The 16399-nt window shown below is 70.2% G+C and carries 10 protein-coding genes; 7 read left to right on the top strand and 3 right to left on the bottom strand.

Going from position 1 to position 16399, the window contains the following annotated elements:
- Nucleotides 1–4: 4 nt before the first annotated feature.
- Together ACVTJA_RS18865 and ACVTJA_RS18870 are read left to right on the top strand one after the other, a co-directional pair.
- Nucleotides 5–1918: a PTS fructose-like transporter subunit IIB gene (locus ACVTJA_RS18865; protein WP_465837953.1), complete on the top strand. Its 1914-nt coding sequence runs from the start codon at nt 5–7 to the stop codon at nt 1916–1918.
- 12 nt (nt 1919–1930) lie between these two features.
- A complete protein-coding gene (locus ACVTJA_RS18870; protein ID WP_465837955.1) occupies nt 1931–3730 on the top strand; it encodes a DUF885 domain-containing protein in 1800 nt (599 codons plus the stop codon).
- A gap of 7 nt (nt 3731–3737) precedes the next feature.
- Here the strand turns inward: ACVTJA_RS18870 and ACVTJA_RS18875 are convergent, their stop codons facing one another.
- Entirely contained in the window at nt 3738–4535 is a 798-nt protein-coding gene (locus tag ACVTJA_RS18875) for an alpha/beta fold hydrolase (protein WP_465837957.1), read from the bottom strand.
- Between the two features lie 144 nt (nt 4536–4679).
- Complete coding sequence (locus tag ACVTJA_RS18880; RefSeq protein ID WP_465837959.1) at nt 4680–5951, bottom strand: DmpA family aminopeptidase; 1272 nt, start codon at nt 5949–5951, stop codon at nt 4680–4682.
- A gap of 102 nt (nt 5952–6053) precedes the next feature.
- On the opposite strand from ACVTJA_RS18880, the gene ACVTJA_RS18885 reads away from it, so the two are divergent.
- The 3 genes from ACVTJA_RS18885 (at nt 6054) to ACVTJA_RS18895 (ending at nt 11197) form a co-directional block, all read left to right on the top strand.
- Nucleotides 6054–9008 carry a hypothetical protein gene (locus ACVTJA_RS18885; RefSeq protein ID WP_465837960.1) on the top strand — a complete coding sequence of 985 codons (2955 nt, stop codon included), beginning with the start codon at nt 6054–6056 and terminating at the stop codon, nt 9006–9008.
- Nucleotides 9009–9131: 123 nt separating this feature from the next.
- Nucleotides 9132–9932: a hypothetical protein gene (locus ACVTJA_RS18890; RefSeq protein ID WP_465837961.1), complete on the top strand. Its 801-nt coding sequence runs from the start codon at nt 9132–9134 to the stop codon at nt 9930–9932.
- A gap of 14 nt (nt 9933–9946) precedes the next feature.
- Complete coding sequence (locus ACVTJA_RS18895; protein WP_465837963.1) at nt 9947–11197, top strand: PKD domain-containing protein; 1251 nt, start codon at nt 9947–9949, stop codon at nt 11195–11197.
- A gap of 73 nt (nt 11198–11270) precedes the next feature.
- On the opposite strand, the gene ACVTJA_RS18900 is transcribed toward ACVTJA_RS18895, so the two are convergent.
- The gene (locus ACVTJA_RS18900; protein WP_465837965.1) at nt 11271–13910 is read right to left on the bottom strand and encodes a putative Ig domain-containing protein; all 2640 of its coding nucleotides are present in this window, start codon (nt 13908–13910) and stop codon (nt 11271–11273) included.
- Nucleotides 13911–14178: 268 nt separating this feature from the next.
- Between ACVTJA_RS18900 and ACVTJA_RS18905 the strand changes: the two genes are divergently transcribed.
- Both ACVTJA_RS18905 and ACVTJA_RS18910 read left to right on the top strand, forming a co-directional pair.
- Nucleotides 14179–15336: a hypothetical protein gene (locus ACVTJA_RS18905; RefSeq protein WP_465837966.1), complete on the top strand. Its 1158-nt coding sequence runs from the start codon at nt 14179–14181 to the stop codon at nt 15334–15336.
- An 81-nt stretch (nt 15337–15417) separates the two neighbouring features.
- Nucleotides 15418–16350 carry a hypothetical protein gene (locus ACVTJA_RS18910; protein ID WP_465837967.1) on the top strand — a complete coding sequence of 311 codons (933 nt, stop codon included), beginning with the start codon at nt 15418–15420 and terminating at the stop codon, nt 16348–16350.
- The last annotated feature ends 49 nt before the right edge of the window (nt 16351–16399 follow it).

A 16399-nucleotide genomic window follows, 5' to 3' on the forward strand; every position in this document is an offset into this window, starting at 1 on the left:
GACCATGGCGAAACTGGTAGCCATCACCGCCTGCCCGACGGGCATCGCCCACACCGTCATGGCGGCCGAGGCGCTGCACCGGGTGGCGGTGCTCAAGGGACACTCCATCTCCGTCGAGACGCGCGGCTCCGAGGGCGTCCGCTCGCCGCTCGAGGATGCGGCCATCGCCGAGGCGGACGCGGTCATCGTCGCGGCGGACATCTCCGTCGACGAGACTCGCTTCCAGGGCAAGCGCATCGTCCGCACCTCGACGGCGCTGGCCATCCGGGAGACGGACCACATCATCGACGAGGCGGTGGCACGTACGGGTGAGGCAACGGGGGCCGGCCCGTCAGCGGGCGCAATGGCAGGACACCCGTCAGGGGCAATGGCTTCCGGCCAGCCCCTGGCCGTGACTTCTCCGCGGCCCGTGGTGGGCGGTGCGGGGACTGCCCCGGCGGCGGCGATGGGCGGTCCCTCGACCGGGGTTGCAGGTGCGCTGACTTCCGCCGCTCCCGGCACCACCGGCCGCCTCGTGGCCATCACCGCGTGCCCCACGGGCATCGCCCACACCTTCATGGCGGCCGAGGCGCTGACTCGCGCCGCGAAGGCGAGGGGCTACACCATCAAGGTGGAGACGCAGGGCTCGGTGGGCGCGAAGAACCTGCTGACGCCGGAGGAGATCGCCGCGGCGGACGCGGTCATCATCGGTGCGGACACGCACGTCTCCACCGAGCGCTTCGCAGGCAAGCGGCTGTTGCAGACCTCGGTGGGCGAGGCGTTGAAGCAGGCGGACTCGGTCATCGAGCGGGCGCTGTCGCTGCCCGTGGCCCCGCCCGGGACTCCCGCCGCCGAGGCGCCCGCGAAGGCCGTGGCTCGTGCGAAGGCGGAGCCCACGGGGCCCTACAAGCACCTGCTCACGGGCGTGTCGTTCATGCTCCCGTTCGTCGTGGCGGGTGGGCTCGTGATGGCGCTGTCGTTCGTCTTCGGCATCGACGCCTTCAAGCAGGAGGGCACGCTCCCCGCCGCGCTGATGCAGATTGGCCAGTCCGCCTTCGCGCTCATGGTGCCGGCGCTGGCGGGCTACATCGCCTATTCCATCGCGGACCGGCCGGGGCTCGCGCCGGGCTTCATCGGCGGCATGCTCGCGAGTCGCATCGAGGCCGGCTTCCTCGGAGGCATCGCCGCGGGCTTCCTCGCGGGCTACGTGGCGCGCTGGTTCCGCGACCACATCCGCCTGCCCGCCAACCTCGAAGGGCTGAAGCCCGTCCTCATCCTCCCGCTGCTGTCGTCCCTCGTCGTCGGCCTGCTCATGGTCTACGTCATCGGCGCGCCGGTGGCCGCCATCATGCGCGGGCTGACGGGCTTCCTGTCGGGGATGAGCGGCACCAACGCCATCCTGCTCGGGCTGCTGCTCGGGGCGATGATGGCGGTTGATACGGGCGGGCCCGTCAACAAGGCGGCCTATGCCTTCGCGGTGGGCCTGCTCGGCTCCAACACCTTCACGCCGATGGCGGCGGTGATGGCCGCGGGCATGACGCCGCCGCTCGGGCTCGCGCTGGCGACGGTGGTGGCGCGCAACCGCTTCACGCTCCAGGAGCGCGAGGCCGGCAAGGCCGCCGCGGTGCTGGGCCTCGCGTTCATCTCCGAGGGCGCCATTCCCTTCGCCGCCAAGGACCCGCTGCGCGTCATCCCCTCCATCGTCTTCGGCTCGGCGATAACGGGCGCGCTGTCCATGTGGTTCGGGTGCGGCCTGCGCGCGCCGCACGGTGGCGTGTTCGTGCTCGCCATCCCCAATGCGGTGCAGCCGGTGGGGCTCTACCTCGTGTCCATCCTCGCGGGCACACTGGCGACCACGCTGGCGCTCGTCGTCCTCAAGCGTCCGCTCCCGGAGGAGCCCGTGCTGACGGGCCCTGAAACGACGCCCACCTTGCGCTAGAGAGGCGGTTCGATGTTCCGCGCAGTCCCGTTCCTTGTCCTGGGGTTCATCGCGATGCAGCCCGTCACCGCCGAAGCCGCGAAGCAGTCCGATGCCGCCACCGCGCTGCATGCGCTCATCCAGCGCGAGTGGCAGTACCAGCTCGAGCGCAGCCCGACGTATGCGTCCGTGTCCGGAGACCGGCGGTGGAACGACCGCTGGGATGACCTGAGCCTGAAGTCCATCGAGGCGGACCACCAGCACAACCTCCAGGTCGTCGCGCAGGTGAAGAAGCTGGACCGCAAGAAGCTCTCCGCGGCGGACCAGCTCAACTACGACCTGTTCCTTCGCGACTACGAGCTGTGGGTGGAGGAGCACCGCTTCAAGACGTACCTGATGCCGTCCAACCACCTCGGAGGCCTGCCGGAGGGAATCAAGCAGCCGCCGGGCGTGCAGACGGCCTACCAGTTCGCGGACACGCTGCGCTTCGAGACGGTGAAGGACTACGAGGACTGGGTGGTGCGGCTCCAGCGCTTCGGCACCTACGCGGACCAGGTCATCGCCCTGATGCGCGAGGGCCTGCGCGAGGGGCGCGTCCACCCCCAGGCCGTGCTGAAGCGCATGCCGTCGCAGGTGGAGAAGCAGCTCGTGGACGCGCCCGAGAAGAGCGCCTTCCACGGCCCCTTCACGCGCTTCCCCGCAAGCATCTCCGCCGCCGAGCAGCAGCGCCTCGCCTCCTCGGGCCGCGCCGCCATCGCCGAGAGCGTGCTCCCCGCGCTGAAGCGCTACCACCGCTTCCTCGTGGAGGAGTACCTCCCGAAGGGCCCGGAGCAGGTGGGCATCTGGCAGCTCCCCGAGGGCGAGGCGCTGTATTCGTTCCTGGCCCGCCGCTACACCACGACGTCGCTGACGCCGGACGAAATCCACGCGCTGGGCCTGTCCGAGGTGAAGCGCATCCGCGCGGAGATGGAGGCGGTGAAGGCGAAGGCGGGCTTCCAGGGCTCGCTGGCGGACCTCTTCAAGTTCCTGCGCACGGACTCGCGCTTCTACTACCGCACCGGGGACGAGCTGCTGACGCGCTACCGCAGCCTCTCCAAGCGCATCGACCCGCTGCTGGTGAAGCTGTTCAAGACGCTGCCGCGCCAGCCATACGGTGTAGAGCCCACGCCCGAGGCCATGGCCCCGGACGCCACGACGGGCTTCTACTACCCGGGCGCGTCGGACGGCTCGCGCCCCGGGACGTACCTGGTGAACCTGTACCGCCCGGAGACGCGGCCCCGCTGGGAGATGGTGCCCCTCACGCTGCACGAGGCGGTGCCCGGCCACCACCTCCAGACGGCGCTGGCCGCCGAGCAGACGGGCCTGCCCGAGTTCCGCCGCTACGCGTACCACGTCGCCTACGGCGAGGGCTGGGCGCTGTACTGCGAGACGCTGGGCGACGAGCTGGGGCTGTACGAGGACCCGTACGACAAGTTCGGCCAGCTCTCGTATGACATGTGGCGCGCGGTGCGGCTCGTCGTGGACACGGGCATGCACGTGAAGCGCTGGACGCGGCAGCAGGCGCTGGACTTCTTCATGGAGAACTCGCCGCGCCAGGAGCTGGACACCACCAACGAAATCGACCGCTACATCGCCTGGCCGGCGCAGGCGCTGGCGTACAAGGTCGGCCAGCTCAAGATTCGCGAGCTGCGCACCCGCGCCGAGAAGGAGCTGGGCCCGCGCTTCGACGTGCGCGAGTTCCACGACGTGGTGCTGCTCGACGGCTCGCTGCCGCTGGACATGCTGGAGACGAAGGTCCAGGGCTGGGTGGCCGCGCGGAAGGCGGCGCCGTAACGCGGTGTCAGCGGCAGCGCGCGCGGAAGGCGGCGAGCTCCTGGTTGAAGCGCGCCGCGTCCTCGGAGAACGGCGAGTGGCCCACCTCGGGGTAGAGCGACAGCTCCGCCCCGCGCACCTTCGAGGCGATGTGCTCGCTGGTGGCGGGCAGCACCACGCGGTCCGCCTTGCCGTGCGCAATCAGCACGGGGACCTTCAGCTCGCCCAGCACGTCGTCGCCGTCCTCCACCCGCTGGCCGACGCCCACGCGGACATGGAGGGGCACGCGGAGGTTGTAGGCGACCACTTCCGCGAGCCGCTCGGCCGTCACCGGCTGGTGGGAGAGCAGGGACGCGAAGGTGGCGAGCGCCGCGTCTCCCTCCGGTGAGAGCAGGGCGGGGATGAGCTGGAGGAACTCCGACCCGAAGTCGGCGAAGTACTCCGGCCGGCCCACGCGGGTGAGCGCGCCGACGAAGTGCACACCGGCCACATGCATGTCCCCGTGTTGGCGCAGGTAGTCCGTGACGACCACGCCACCGTAGGACCAGCCGACGAGCATGGGCCGGTGGAGTCCCAGCGTGCGGATGACGGCATGGAGGTCCCCCGCCCACAGGCGGCTGTCGGCATAGGCGCCCGCGGGCTTGTCCGAGTCACCGTGGCCGCGCAGGTCCAACGCGACGAGGCGGAAGTCCCGCGTGAGCTCGCTCTGGAGCTGGTAGCGCCACGCGAGGTGGGACTGGCAGAAGCCGTGGACGAGGAGGATGGGCGCGCCCTCGGGGTTGCCGGCCTCGACGACGTGCAGGTCCACGCCTCCCGGGCCCTTCACGGTGTGCCTCCGGACGGCCAGGGCGGGAGCGGGAAGGGACGGCTTCGGCGCGGCGGAGGGAGTCACGGCGGAACCTCTGGAGGTGGGGAGCAACGCTCCCGTCTCCTGATACGAGGCCGCCCGCCGTTCCTGGCTGTCACCGTCTCATGGCGTGCGTGCCTTGGGCGCCGGGGCTGGCGTGGAGGTCAGCCGCCCGTACTTGCGCATGGCCTTGACGAGCCTGTCTTTCGGCAGGGAGAAGGCGCGGGTGCCATCCGCGCCCGTCATGGTGTCCGCGGCGAGCATGGCGTTGAGGATGGCCTCCTGCGTGGCCTGCACCGTGGCCTCGAAGAGTGGGGTGATGCGGTCGTTGTCGAGCACCGACACGCTGGCGATGGGAGCATCTCCGGGCGCCTTCAGGTGCTGCGTGGAGAAGGCGAGGAAGATGTCGCCCGACATGTTCTCTCCGAGGCCGCCCATCTTCGCGATGCCCAGGGGCACGCGGCGCGCCAGCCGCGCGAGCTGGTGCGGCAGCAGGGGCGCGTCCGTCGCGACGGTGACGATGATGGAGCCCGCGCCCTCCGGCGTCGTGGGCTTCGTGACGCCACCCGAGGTGGCGCAGGGCTGCATCCTCGCGAACATCTCGTTGCTCGGCTTCTGCGTCCCCACGTAGCAGGGGCGCAGGTCGCTGATCTCCTCGCCCACCGGCACGCCCTCCACGGAGAGGAGGCGGCGCGAGCCGTAGTTGCACTGCACCAGCACGCCCACGGTGTAGCCGCCCTCCGTGTCCGCCAGCTTGCGCGACGACGTGCCGATGCCGCCCTTGAAGGAATGGCAGACCATGCCCGTCCCACCGCCCACGTTGCCTTCCGCCACGGGCCCGCTTCGCGCGGCGTCCAGCGCCTGCTGCGCGTGCGAGCCCTTCACGTGGAAGCCGTAGATGTCGTTGAGCATGCCGTCCCAGGTCTCCGCCACCACGGGCAGGCCGAGGTCCCACTCGAGCCCGCGCTTCATGGCCCAGGCAATCACCGCGTCACGCACCGCGCCCACGTCGTTGGTGTTGGTGAGCATCAGCGGCCCGGCGAGCTGGCCGGACTCGGCAATCCAGTGCGAGCCCGTCAGCTCGCCGTTGCCGTTGAGGGCGTACACGGAGGCGAAGACCTCCTCGGCCACGCCGTCGTGGCCCCGGGGCAGCACCGCCGTGACGCCGGTGCGCACCGCGCCCTTGCCCGGCTCGCCCGAGATGAGCGTGACGTGGCCGACCTCCACGCCCGCCACGTCGGTGATGGCGTTGAGCGGACCGGTCCGCCCACCGAAGGTGATGCCCAGGTCCCTCGCGCGAGGTCTGGCCGTGACGCTTTGTGCCAGACCCGCCCGGGGAGGCAATGCCAGACACAGCAGGACGCAGGGGAGGAGATGTCGCCAGGTCGAGTGCATGGCTTCGTATACCTCACCGTGAGGGGCATCTGGCTACGGATGGAGAGAGTGGTGCTAGGGTTTGCCCCCCTTCATCGACCCATGCGACTGCGAGCGTTCTCGATGCGTCTGATGTCATCCGTGGCCCGAATGGCCATGGTGGTGCTGCTGGTTGCCGGATGTGGTGATTCCTCCGAGCCCTCCACCCCGAACGATGCGGGCCTGCCCGATGCGGGGAGAGCGGATGCGGGCCTTCCCGACGGGGGGACCTCGGACGCGGGCGGTGATGACGGAGGCGCAACCGACGCGGGCGGTGATGACGCGGGCCTTCCCGACGCGGGAGGCGATGACGCGGGAACGCCGGATGCGGGAGATGACGCGGGGACGCAGGACTCGGGTACTCCCGACGCGGGGCCCCAGGAGACGTTCATCCTCTTCGACCCGCGCGGCAGCGAGCCCGTCTTCCCCGAGCCCAATGACTTGCGCATCGACCCGGACACGGGGCGGGTACGCCTCCCGGTGAGGGCAGAGGACACTCCCGCTCAGCAGGAGCTCACGCGCGACTACCTCAACACCCTTGACGGCTTCGTGCGGACGAGCGCCGCCCGCGCATTTGCGTCGGCCCAGCTCGAATACAGCACCGTCAACGCCGACACGGTCCGGGTGATGCGGGACGACGGGGCCGCGCCGGGGGGGCAGTATCTCGTCTCCGTCGACGTGGACTGGAAGAGCTTCCATGTCGTTGCCCCCAGCGGCTGGGAGCGCGGCACGCGGTACGTCGTGGCGGTGGTTGGCGGCAACTCGGGCATGAAGGACACGGAGGGCCGCCCCGTGGTCGGCAGCCAGGCGTGGCGGTGGGTCCGCTCCACCACGCCATTGGTGGATGACTCGGGTCGGAGCACCGTGACGGGACTCCCGGATGCGGAGGCGGCGTCACTGGAACGCCTGCGTCTGCGCTACGCGCCCTACCTGGACCGGCTCGCGCTCCAGGGGACGCGCCGCGAGGACGTGGCGGCGCTCTGGACGTTCACCACGGCGAGCCTCCCGCAGGTCCCCTTCGCTCCCGAGCGCCCCGTCCTCCCCCTTCCCAGCCACTACTTCATGACCAGCGACGGGAGCCGGGTGACGCTCCCGCTGCCTCCGTCCGGCACGGCGCCGCTGCAGACACAGGTCATCCGCGGCCTCAACCACCTGGATGGCTTCTCCACCACGGGCGTCATCGTCTCGGAGAACAGTCCGACGGAAGGCGCCCTGGACACGGGACTCGTGGCCCCGGACTCGCTCGCGGCGGGAACCCGGTTCATCCGGCTGAGCGGCACGGGCGCGGCGCCGTCCGTGGAGGCATGCCTGAACTGCACCTCCAGCCCGGCTCCTCCGTCCTCACCGCAGCAGCTCCAGTTCGTTCCGAAGCTGCCCCTCGATGAGGGCACCACGTACGCGGCCGCCGTCACCACCGGCCTGCGAGACACCACGGGCCGGCCGGTGACCGCGACGGTGGCCTGGGCGCTGCTGCGCCTGTCGGTGTCCCTCGTCGACGGCCAGGGCAAGAGCCAGGTGGCGGGAGTGGCGGACCTGACCGCACAGTCGCTGGAGCCGATGCGCCTGTCCATGAAGCCCATGCTGGATGCGCTGGAGGCCGGAGGACTTCCCCGCGCGCAGGTGGCACTGGCCTTCACCGTCAGGACGCAGTCCACGCTGAGCGCGCAGGCGAAGCTCGCGCAATTGGCGCGGACGCAGCCATCGACACCGGTCCAGGTGCTCGATGCGTCCAGCCAACTGCCGGCGCTGAGCGTGCCTCATGACCAGCTCGGCGGGCTCCATGAGGCCTGGGTCTCCGTCATCAACCTCCTCAACGGCCCCGGAGGCGTCATCGACACCAGCCAGATACGGCGGGAACAGGCGCGGGTGTTGTTGACCGTTCCGAGCGCGCCCATGCCCGCGTCCGGTTGGCCCGTGGTCCTCTTCGCCCATGACCTGGGCGGGGACCGGACGCACCTGCTGTTCATTGCCAACGAGCTGGCGCGCGCGGGCTTCGCCGCCGCCGCCATGGACTCCATCCGCCACGGCGAGCGCAGCATCTGTGTGGGGGCTCGATACCCGGCCAACGATGACGACGCATGCTCGGACCCGTCCACCATGCGCTGCGAGACCAACGTGGCCTCGGAGAGCCATGGCCGCTGCGTGGCGCGCAACACCGGCACCCGTGTGGACTGCACGCAGCCGGCGGGCGGCATGGGAGGAGACGTGTTCTGCGCGCAGGCCTCACTCGGCCGCTGCGTGTCCTCGGGGCTGGGGGATGGGAGACGCGTGTGCGAGGGCGGCACGTTCCGAACGGTGAGCAGCACGCAGCGCACGCCCGCCATCTCCGGCTGGAACATGCTCAATCCGTTGGACCCCTTTGCCACGCGCGACAACCACCGGCAGGCGGCCATGGACCTGGAGCAGTTGGTCCGAGTGGTTCGCAGCCAGGAACTGGCCTCGGCGCTCGGGAGCGTGAAGCTGGATGGCTCGCGGCTGCATTTCGTGGGCACGGGCCTGGGCGCGCAGGTGGGCTCGCTCTTCCTGGCCGTGAACGATGATGTCCAGCGCGCGGTGCTCAACGTTCCGGCGGCCGACCCGGTGGGGCTGCTGCTGACGTCGCCAGTGCTTGCGGCACAGCGGACGGGCTTGCTCGCGGCGCTCCAGGCGGAGGGCCTTGTCCAAGGCATGCCCGCCTACGACACCTTCATCCAGTACCTGCGCCAGGCGTTGGACCCGGCCGACGCATGGAACGCGGCGCGTGCCGTGAAGGACCACGCGGGGGCTCCTGCGGAGCGGGCGGTGTTCATTCAGTACATCGACGGGGACACGTTCATGCCCACGGCGCTGACGGAGAAGTTCATCGCCGCGGCCAACGCGGGAGACGCGAATCGGTGCCCGGTGTTCCGGTGGGACGCGGCGAACCTGCCAGCGGATTTCCGCCACGGCTTCCTGCTCAACCGGGTGGGGGATGGGGCGGTGACGGACGCGGCCCAGCGTCAGGCCGCCACGTTCCTCAAGTCGGGCACCATCACGGCTCCGCTCGCTGGCCCGCGGTAGCGGAGTCCTCGTGCGCAGCACCCGACGCTCGGCGTCTTTCGGCGCCGGACGGGGTGGAGACGTGAGGCGGGGGAGGGATAGCCTCCGTCCGCCTCGACGTCTCCACACCTCTGGGAGCGCTCCATGAACCGCGGTATCCGCGCCGTCGTCATGTCGTTGGCTGTGTCCCTGCTGCTGACTTCCTCCGTGGCCCGGGCCGATGGCCTGTCCACCATTCCCTATGGGGACAACTGCTGGGGCACCGGCACGGACACGGACCAGGACGGGCTCAATGACGACTGTGAATACCAGGTCGCGCTCGCGTTCATGCCGAAGCTCTGGTTCGACACGGGCGAGAGCGGCTACGGCCGCCGGCCCTATTTCGCGGTGAAGAGCGAGGCCTTCTCCACGCGCACGCTGCGCATCTTCTACCTGGACACCTTCTTCGACGACACCGGCGTCACCACCGGCCATGACGGTGACCCCGAGTTCCAGCTCTTCGAGGTGCACTACTCCGGTGGGCGTTGGTACCTCGACTGGGCGTACCTGTCCGCGCACCGCAAGAGCTCGTGTGACTCGTCTGCGTGGTACTCGTACGACCAGCTCGAGTACGACACGAGCGATTCGCGCAATGCCTGGCGCGGCTGGCCCACGCTCTACGTCGCCGAGGACAAGCACGCGACGTACAACAACCTCTCCACGTGCGACAACGGCTGCTTCTACCAGGACTACTGCAGCCGGTACGTGTCCCAGTTCCTTGATACCAGCAGCCAGCTCGTGTCTCGCAACGTGGGCTCCACGGCGGTGCCGCTCATCAACCAGGTGGTCCTCAACGGGAAGACGGAGCGGTTGCTCGACGACGTCGAGTTCAAGGGCTGGGATGACCAGTGGTACCGGCCCAACTCGCAGGGCTACCGCCGGCACCTCGTGGACTTCGGTTTCTAGCCCGAGCGCGTTCCATGTCTCCCGATGTTCATGAGCGTCGTCGTGGAGCCCGCAGCCGCTGGTTCCTCGTGGCGGGCGGTGCGCTGGTCATCGCGGGTGTGGCCCTGACGATTCCGGAGAGTGGTGAAGCACCCCTGCGGCCCACGACGCTCGACACGGTGACGTCGACGCCGCGAGCCGTGGGGGCGCCACCCGCACCCGTGGCCTCCGAGCGGGTGCTGCCCGTCGTGTCGGCCTCCGCATCCATTCCCGAAGCAGCGACGGGCGAGGCGCTCTCCCTGGCGTTGAACGAGGAGCGCGTCGTGCTCGCCTCCAGCACCGTCGTCGAGGGCATCGACGCGGACCGCCCGTGGGTATGCGCGGGCGAGTTGATGACGCTGTCCGCCCGCGTGGGCGGAGCGACGGAGCCGGGGGCCGTGCAGCGCTGGGTGTGGCCGGGCTCCGAGACAGGCGCCGAGCTGCAACCCGGCTCACGTCTCCAGTGGCGCGCACCGAAGCACGCGGGCCGGTACTTCGTGCGCTTCCAGGTGTGCAAGGACCTGGGCGGCCGGCGCGTCGGAGTGCTGGCCGAGCAGGCCGTGGGCGTCGAGGTGCGAGAGTGCGGAGCGTCGGACGCGGCGGATTCCCTCCGCGTGGAGGTCAGCCAGCGAGGACCCGCTGATTTCGTCTTCCGGGCCGTCGCCTCGGATGCAGCATCGCTCACTGCCTTGCAGTGGGATTTCGGTGATGGAGCTTCCGTTGTTACCGAGGGGCCCACGGCTTCGCACGCCTATGGCGCGCAGGGAATCGGGGCACAAGAAGCGCGCGGCTTCACGGTGCGACTCTCCGCCCGCGACAGCACAGGCAAGGCGCGGAATGCCACCGCCTTCGTGCAGCTTCGCGGTCAGCCGCCTCCGGACGAACCACGACTGGCGACCCTGGACTTCACGCGTGCGCGCGAGCCGATGGGCGACGAGGGCTGGCGCAGCGGCGTGACAGTCCACGTCCCCGAGGGCGGCGACGTCACCTGGGAGCGTGTGGAGCGCCTCACCGTGAGCTGGGATGACCAGGTGGAGTCCAGCACGCGCTCCTGGCGGGAGGTCATCACTGTGACGGAAGAACTGGAGCGCGGAGGCTTCCGAGGCCACGTCACGGTGCGGCCGTCGGAGGTGAATCCCAACGTGAAGCAGGTGGTGGACACCCTGCATGGGCGCGACGTGTCGGGCAGGGAGGTGGCGCTGTCCTGGGCCTCCTACAAGAGCGAGGCGCGGCCACCGCCCCGGTAGCTCGTGGATGGCGACTCGGCAGTGCCAGCTCGGGGCGGCAAGTCCGCCCCGAACCGGCCTCTTCTTCAACCCTTCAGAACGCCGTCCCGTCCGCGCGCTTGCCCGGCGAGTTACCAACGCCTCCCGGCAGCGTGTTGTGCAGCACGAAGCTCGCGTCCGGGTCCGCATCGGGCGAGCGGTTGAAGGACACGTTCTGCGTGGGCGAGGTGTAGTTGTACTGGTCCACCACGCCGCCATCCGGCAGCCGGAGCCGCACGGAGTCACCGGCGGCGGTGTTGCTCAGGCCGAGCGTGTTCTGGTTGCTGGAGGCCGCCGCCGCGTTCGTCAGGCCGGCCGGAATGCCCGCGCTGCCGCCGAACACGACGAAGCCCTTGCCCGCGCCCAGCTTCATGCCCGACGGGAACACGTGCCGCGCCGCTCCATTGGAGGAGTCCCACACGCTCCAGCCGGAGATGTCCACGGGGAAGGGGCTCCCGTTGACGAGCTCCACGAACTCATAGGCCTGGTTGAGCGAGCCATTGACGGTGGGCTCGTACGCGAGCACCTCGTTGATGAACACGCGCCCCGGGCCCTTCACCAGCGTCAGCGCCGCGTCGCTCGTGTCGGTGCGCGCCGGGTTGGACACGTCCACCACCCGCACGCGCACGCTGCTGGAGTCGATGTCCGGCAGCGTCCACGCATACCGCCCCTGCACCGCGGGCACCGACGCGGCGAGCACGCTCCACTGCGCGCCATTGTCCGTGGAGACCTCGATGCGCACCTGGTCCACGGAGAACGACGTCCAGGTGATGTCGAGCGCGCTGCCCGCCTGGTACGTGCCGCCCTGCGGCGACTTGAGACGGAGGAACGGGCCCGTCTCCGCGCTGAACGCGTACGCGCTGGTGACGGGGCGGTGGTCGCTCACGATGTTCTCGTAGTCCGGCAACTGGTTGTCCGCGTAGATGACGCGGGCCGACCTGGCCACGTAGCGCGCGGCCACCTCGTTGCTGGCCAGCGTGTGGTCCACCACGTTCTCGAAGTTGATGGTCGTGTCATCCCCCGCGAGCGACAGCTCCCGGGTGATGAAGGTGTAGTCCTCCGGGGCCGAGACGAAGTTCTGGTACGGCGTGGGCAGCGGATTGCCGGAGCTCGGGTCCAGGGTGATGGACTCGTCCACGTCGTCGTTCCAGTCACCGAGCACGATGACGTGCCGCGTGGGCAGGTTCGTGTCCAGGTACTCCTTCAACGCGGTGCTCGCGCGCTCACGCGAATCCCGGGGGGCTGTGGGGTCCGTGCTCTCCGCGCGCATGTGGACGACGATGACGGTGAGCGGCGTCTCCACGCCCTGGATTTCCGTCGTGAAGTCCACGCGCAAGGGCGGGCGGCTGCTGAAGTCGGGCAGGTGGGTCGCGTCGTTCAGGATGAGCTGCGCGCTCTGGAAGGTGAGGGAGCTGTCGTAGAGCACGCCCAGCTTCTGGGTGGTGCTGCCATACGGCGACGTGCCGCCGGAGACGAAGGCCGCGTTGTTGGAGAGGAAGCCGCTGAAGCCGGGGAGCTGGGACTTGAGGAGGTCGAAGTCGGCCGTGTCCACCATCTCCACCATGCCCCAGAGGTTGGCGCCCGCGTCGCGCATGATGTCGCGCGCGGAGGCAATCTGCAGGTCGTCGGACGTGCCGCCGTCCGAGCTGGAGTGCGTGGGGCCGCGCGTGTTGTCGCCGAAGTAGGCGAGGTTGTACTGGCCCACGGTGAACACCGGCGCGCCCGGGTCCCTCACCGTGAAGTCGAATGTGGCGGTGGTCGTCTGGCCGTCCGCGTCCTGCACGGACACGATGAAGTTGAACGCCCCCGCCGCGGGCGGCGTCCCGGAAAAGACACCCGCCGAGGACAGGGCGAGCCCGGCGATCGTGCCGCCGCCGACGAGGTTCCACGTCAGGGGCTCGCGGCCGCCCGACGCGGTGAACGTGAAGGAGTACGGCTCGCCGCGCGTGGCTTGCGGCAGCGCCCCCGAGGTGACAGCGAAGCGCGCGGCGACGGTGAACGTCTCGGTGCGCGTGGCCGTCACGCCATTCGCGTCCGTGGCGGTGAGGTCGAAGGTGAAGGTTCCGGCCTGGCTGAGCGTTCCCTTGAGGACGCCGTTCGTCAGGGAGAGTCCCGGCGGCAGCGTGCCGGACGAGAAGGTGAAGGGCGCCTTGCCGCCGGTGACGGTGAGCGTCTCGTTGACGGTGTCGCCCACCCTGCGCGACGCGGCGGGGAGCTCGGCGAGGGTAGGGGCCGCGTAGGTGGCGAGGGTGCGGAATGCCTCGACGGAAGTCCCCGCGGCATCACGCGCGGAAACGGTGAATGAGGTCTCCGAGGCGGCGGACGGGGTACCGGACAGCACGCCGTCCGTGGAGAGGGACAGTCCCATGGGCAGCGTGCCTCCCACGAGCGACCACGTGTACGGAGCCACGCCGCCAGACGCCACCAGCGTGGCCGAGTACGCGCGGCCGACATAGCCATCCGTCAGGGCCGCGGTGTCGATGGTCAGGGGCGTCTCGGTGCCCGAATCGGTACCGGAATCCGCGCCGGCGTCGGTGTCGGGGCCCGCGTCGGTGTTGGGGCCCGCGTCGGTGTCGGGGCCCGCGTCCTGGGTGATGCCGCTGTCCACCGGGCCTGGCGTGGGGTCGGGGTCGTCGGAGCAGGCGGACAGCAAGAGGAGGACGCACAGCGGTGCGAGGACGCGGGGGGACGTCATGGGCAACTCCGGGCGGAAGTACGAAGGTCGAAGGAGGCGGACTGTAGCCTTTTCACCTGGGGTGCGCTCGACACCTGCGGGGGAAGTCCCGATTCCGGCAACGGCAATCCGATGGCACCCGTATTGGTGAAGTGTGGGGCCATGGGCGTGGGCTCACGGGCGCGTGGATGAGGCGGGTGTGGCGGGTCCCATTGGCTCGCGAAGGCGCGGCGAGGGAGGATGGGGCCATGTGGTGTGAGTGGGGCCGCTACCGGGTGAGGCGCTGAGGGTGGGCTCGTCCCAGGACATCTACCGCGTGCGGCTGGAGGGGCGCGCGGAGCTGCTGGAGGCTGCACGGCCGCGCTTCCGGGAGCTGCTGGACGTGCTGCGCACTCCCCACTGGGAGGAGCGCGTGCGCGGCAGGGTGGATTTGCTGCGCGAGTCGGGCCCGGTGCTGGAGCGCGTGGACGCGGCGCTCACCCAGGCGCTGCGGCGGGCCGGAGTGGAGGCGTGGCCCGAGCGCTCACCCACGGTTCTCCTGCTGCACGAGGTGAAGGGCCTGCGCGACACGTTCTTCCGCACCGCCGCCGAGCGGCTCAAAGGCACGGTGCCCACGAACGCGGGAGTCTCCGCCTGGCTCCGGGCCCTGGAGGAGCATGCGCGCTGCGCGCCGCGCGAGGTGGCTCCCTCGCGCAGGGAGGCCGTGGCCATCGAGGTGCTTCCCGACGACCTGCCCGTGCTGAGGGAGGTCTCCACGTTTGGTGCGCTGCTGCGACGCATTTTCGCCCAGTCCTTCGACCCCGCACGTCCGCTGCCATTCCAGGCGGAGGACGTCGAGGCGCTGCGGCGGGAATGGAGCGAGGGACAGTTGGCGCTCGCCACGTGCTGGGACCGGCTGATGCGCGTGGACCTCCGGGGCGGTGTCGTGAGCGAGCTGCGCAAGCGCGCGGGACGGGAGCCGCACCACGAGCCACGCACCGGTCCCGAGCAGCTCGTGCAGGCCGAGTACTGGTTCCAGACGGCACGCGCCGCGCTGGAAGGCATCATCCGCGAGCGCCTTTCGCTCCTCCAGCCCACGCCCGCGGAATGGCTGGAGGTGGTGCTCTGGATATGCGAGCGCGACCGGAATCCGGAGGCACGACTGGAGTGCCCAACGCGTGTGGCGGAGTCGCGCGCGGGGCTCTTCGGCCTGGCGCACGAGCTGTGGGAGCCGCTCCGGGGCGCGGTGTCCGAGCCACGGCCCTGGCCCGCGAGGCGGTGGGAGCGCATGCAGGAGCACGCTCGCCGCGCCGAGCCCGAGGCCCGAGGCCCCGCCGGCCTGCGCGTGCGCGAGGCCCTGCGCACGCTCACCCTCGAGCGCTCCCTGGGCACATCGCACGTGCGCGGCTGGAGGGAGCCCGACACGCTGGAGGCGTGGGTGCGGCACGCGCGCGAGCTCGCCGGGTAGGGCCCATGTCCCGTGCGTCAGGCCCGTTCAGGGCCCGGCGTCAGCGGGCTCGGACCGCGGTGGTGGAAGGAAGGAAGAATCATGCGAGCTCGGGAGCTGACGACCCTCCAGGTGGAGCCCTTCGTTGACTTCTCGGAGGCCCTGGCGGGCCGCGAGATACGGGGCTGGGGCATCGGGCTCGCGAATGACCTGTGGCTCCTCGCGGATGGCGAGGCCCTCCACTTCGACGGAACGGGTACGCCTCTTTCGCGACTGCGCATCTCCGAGCCGGACCTCCAAATCCACTACGTCCAGCCGTTGCCCGGGGGCGAGGTGGTGCTGGTGGATGCCCGCTGCCGCTTCATCGAGAAGGACCGTCACGAGCGCAACGCCGTCGTCTACTCCCGCGACGGCGCGCGGGTGCGCGAGTTCACGCTGGGCGATGGCATCGAGGACGTGCAGGCCACCTCCGATGGGCGGCTCTGGGTGAGCTACTTCGACGAAGGCGTGTTCGGCAACTACGGCTGGGGCCGTGGAGACGATGACAGCATTCCCATCGGAGAGTCCGGATTGGTCCTCTTCGACGGTCAGGGGAAGCTCCTGTCCGACTACGACGCGGTAGAGGTGGGGACGGACTTCATCGCGGACTGTTATGCGCTCAACGTGGCGTCCGATGACGAGACGTGGCTCTACTTCTACACGGACTTCCCGCTCGTCCGGCTGCGCTCCGGTGAGCCCGCCACCATCTGGAAGACGCCCTTGCGCGGGGCCAGCGCCTTCGCCGTCAACGACACGCATGTGCTGTTCAACGGCACCTACGAGTCCCGCGAGCACTTCCCGCTCTTCTCGCTGTACGACCGGGGCGCTCGCCGAATGAAGCCTCAGGGCACCTTCCGCTTCGAGGACGGAGCGGGCACGCCGTGGCGCCCCGCGTGGACGCGCGGGCGAGGACCCTGGCTCTACGGCATCGAAGGCACTCGGGCGTTCCGCATCGACCTGGACACCGTGCTGGCAGCCGCGAACGCCTGGAGCTGAAGCCGGGTGGGATTGGCTCCGCGAGCGGAGCGTGCGAGGAGAGGGGACG

Source organism: Pyxidicoccus sp. M6 (assembly GCF_055568925.1).

What these genes read in the sequence shown, in the direction of transcription:
- ACVTJA_RS18865 (WP_465837953.1), top strand. Translation starts at nt 5, where the DNA reads ATGGCGAAACTGGTAGCCATCACCGCCTGCCCGACGGGCATCGCCCAC.
- ACVTJA_RS18870 (WP_465837955.1), top strand. Translation starts at nt 1,931, where the DNA reads ATGTTCCGCGCAGTCCCGTTCCTTGTCCTGGGGTTCATCGCGATGCAG.
- ACVTJA_RS18880 (WP_465837959.1), bottom strand. Translation starts at nt 5,951, where the DNA reads ATGCACTCGACCTGGCGACATCTCCTCCCCTGCGTCCTGCTGTGTCTG.
- ACVTJA_RS18885 (WP_465837960.1), top strand. Translation starts at nt 6,054, where the DNA reads ATGCGTCTGATGTCATCCGTGGCCCGAATGGCCATGGTGGTGCTGCTG.
- ACVTJA_RS18890 (WP_465837961.1), top strand. Translation starts at nt 9,132, where the DNA reads ATGAACCGCGGTATCCGCGCCGTCGTCATGTCGTTGGCTGTGTCCCTG.
- ACVTJA_RS18895 (WP_465837963.1), top strand. Translation starts at nt 9,947, where the DNA reads ATGTCTCCCGATGTTCATGAGCGTCGTCGTGGAGCCCGCAGCCGCTGG.
- ACVTJA_RS18900 (WP_465837965.1), bottom strand. Translation starts at nt 13,910, where the DNA reads ATGACGTCCCCCCGCGTCCTCGCACCGCTGTGCGTCCTCCTCTTGCTG.
- ACVTJA_RS18910 (WP_465837967.1), top strand. Translation starts at nt 15,418, where the DNA reads ATGCGAGCTCGGGAGCTGACGACCCTCCAGGTGGAGCCCTTCGTTGAC.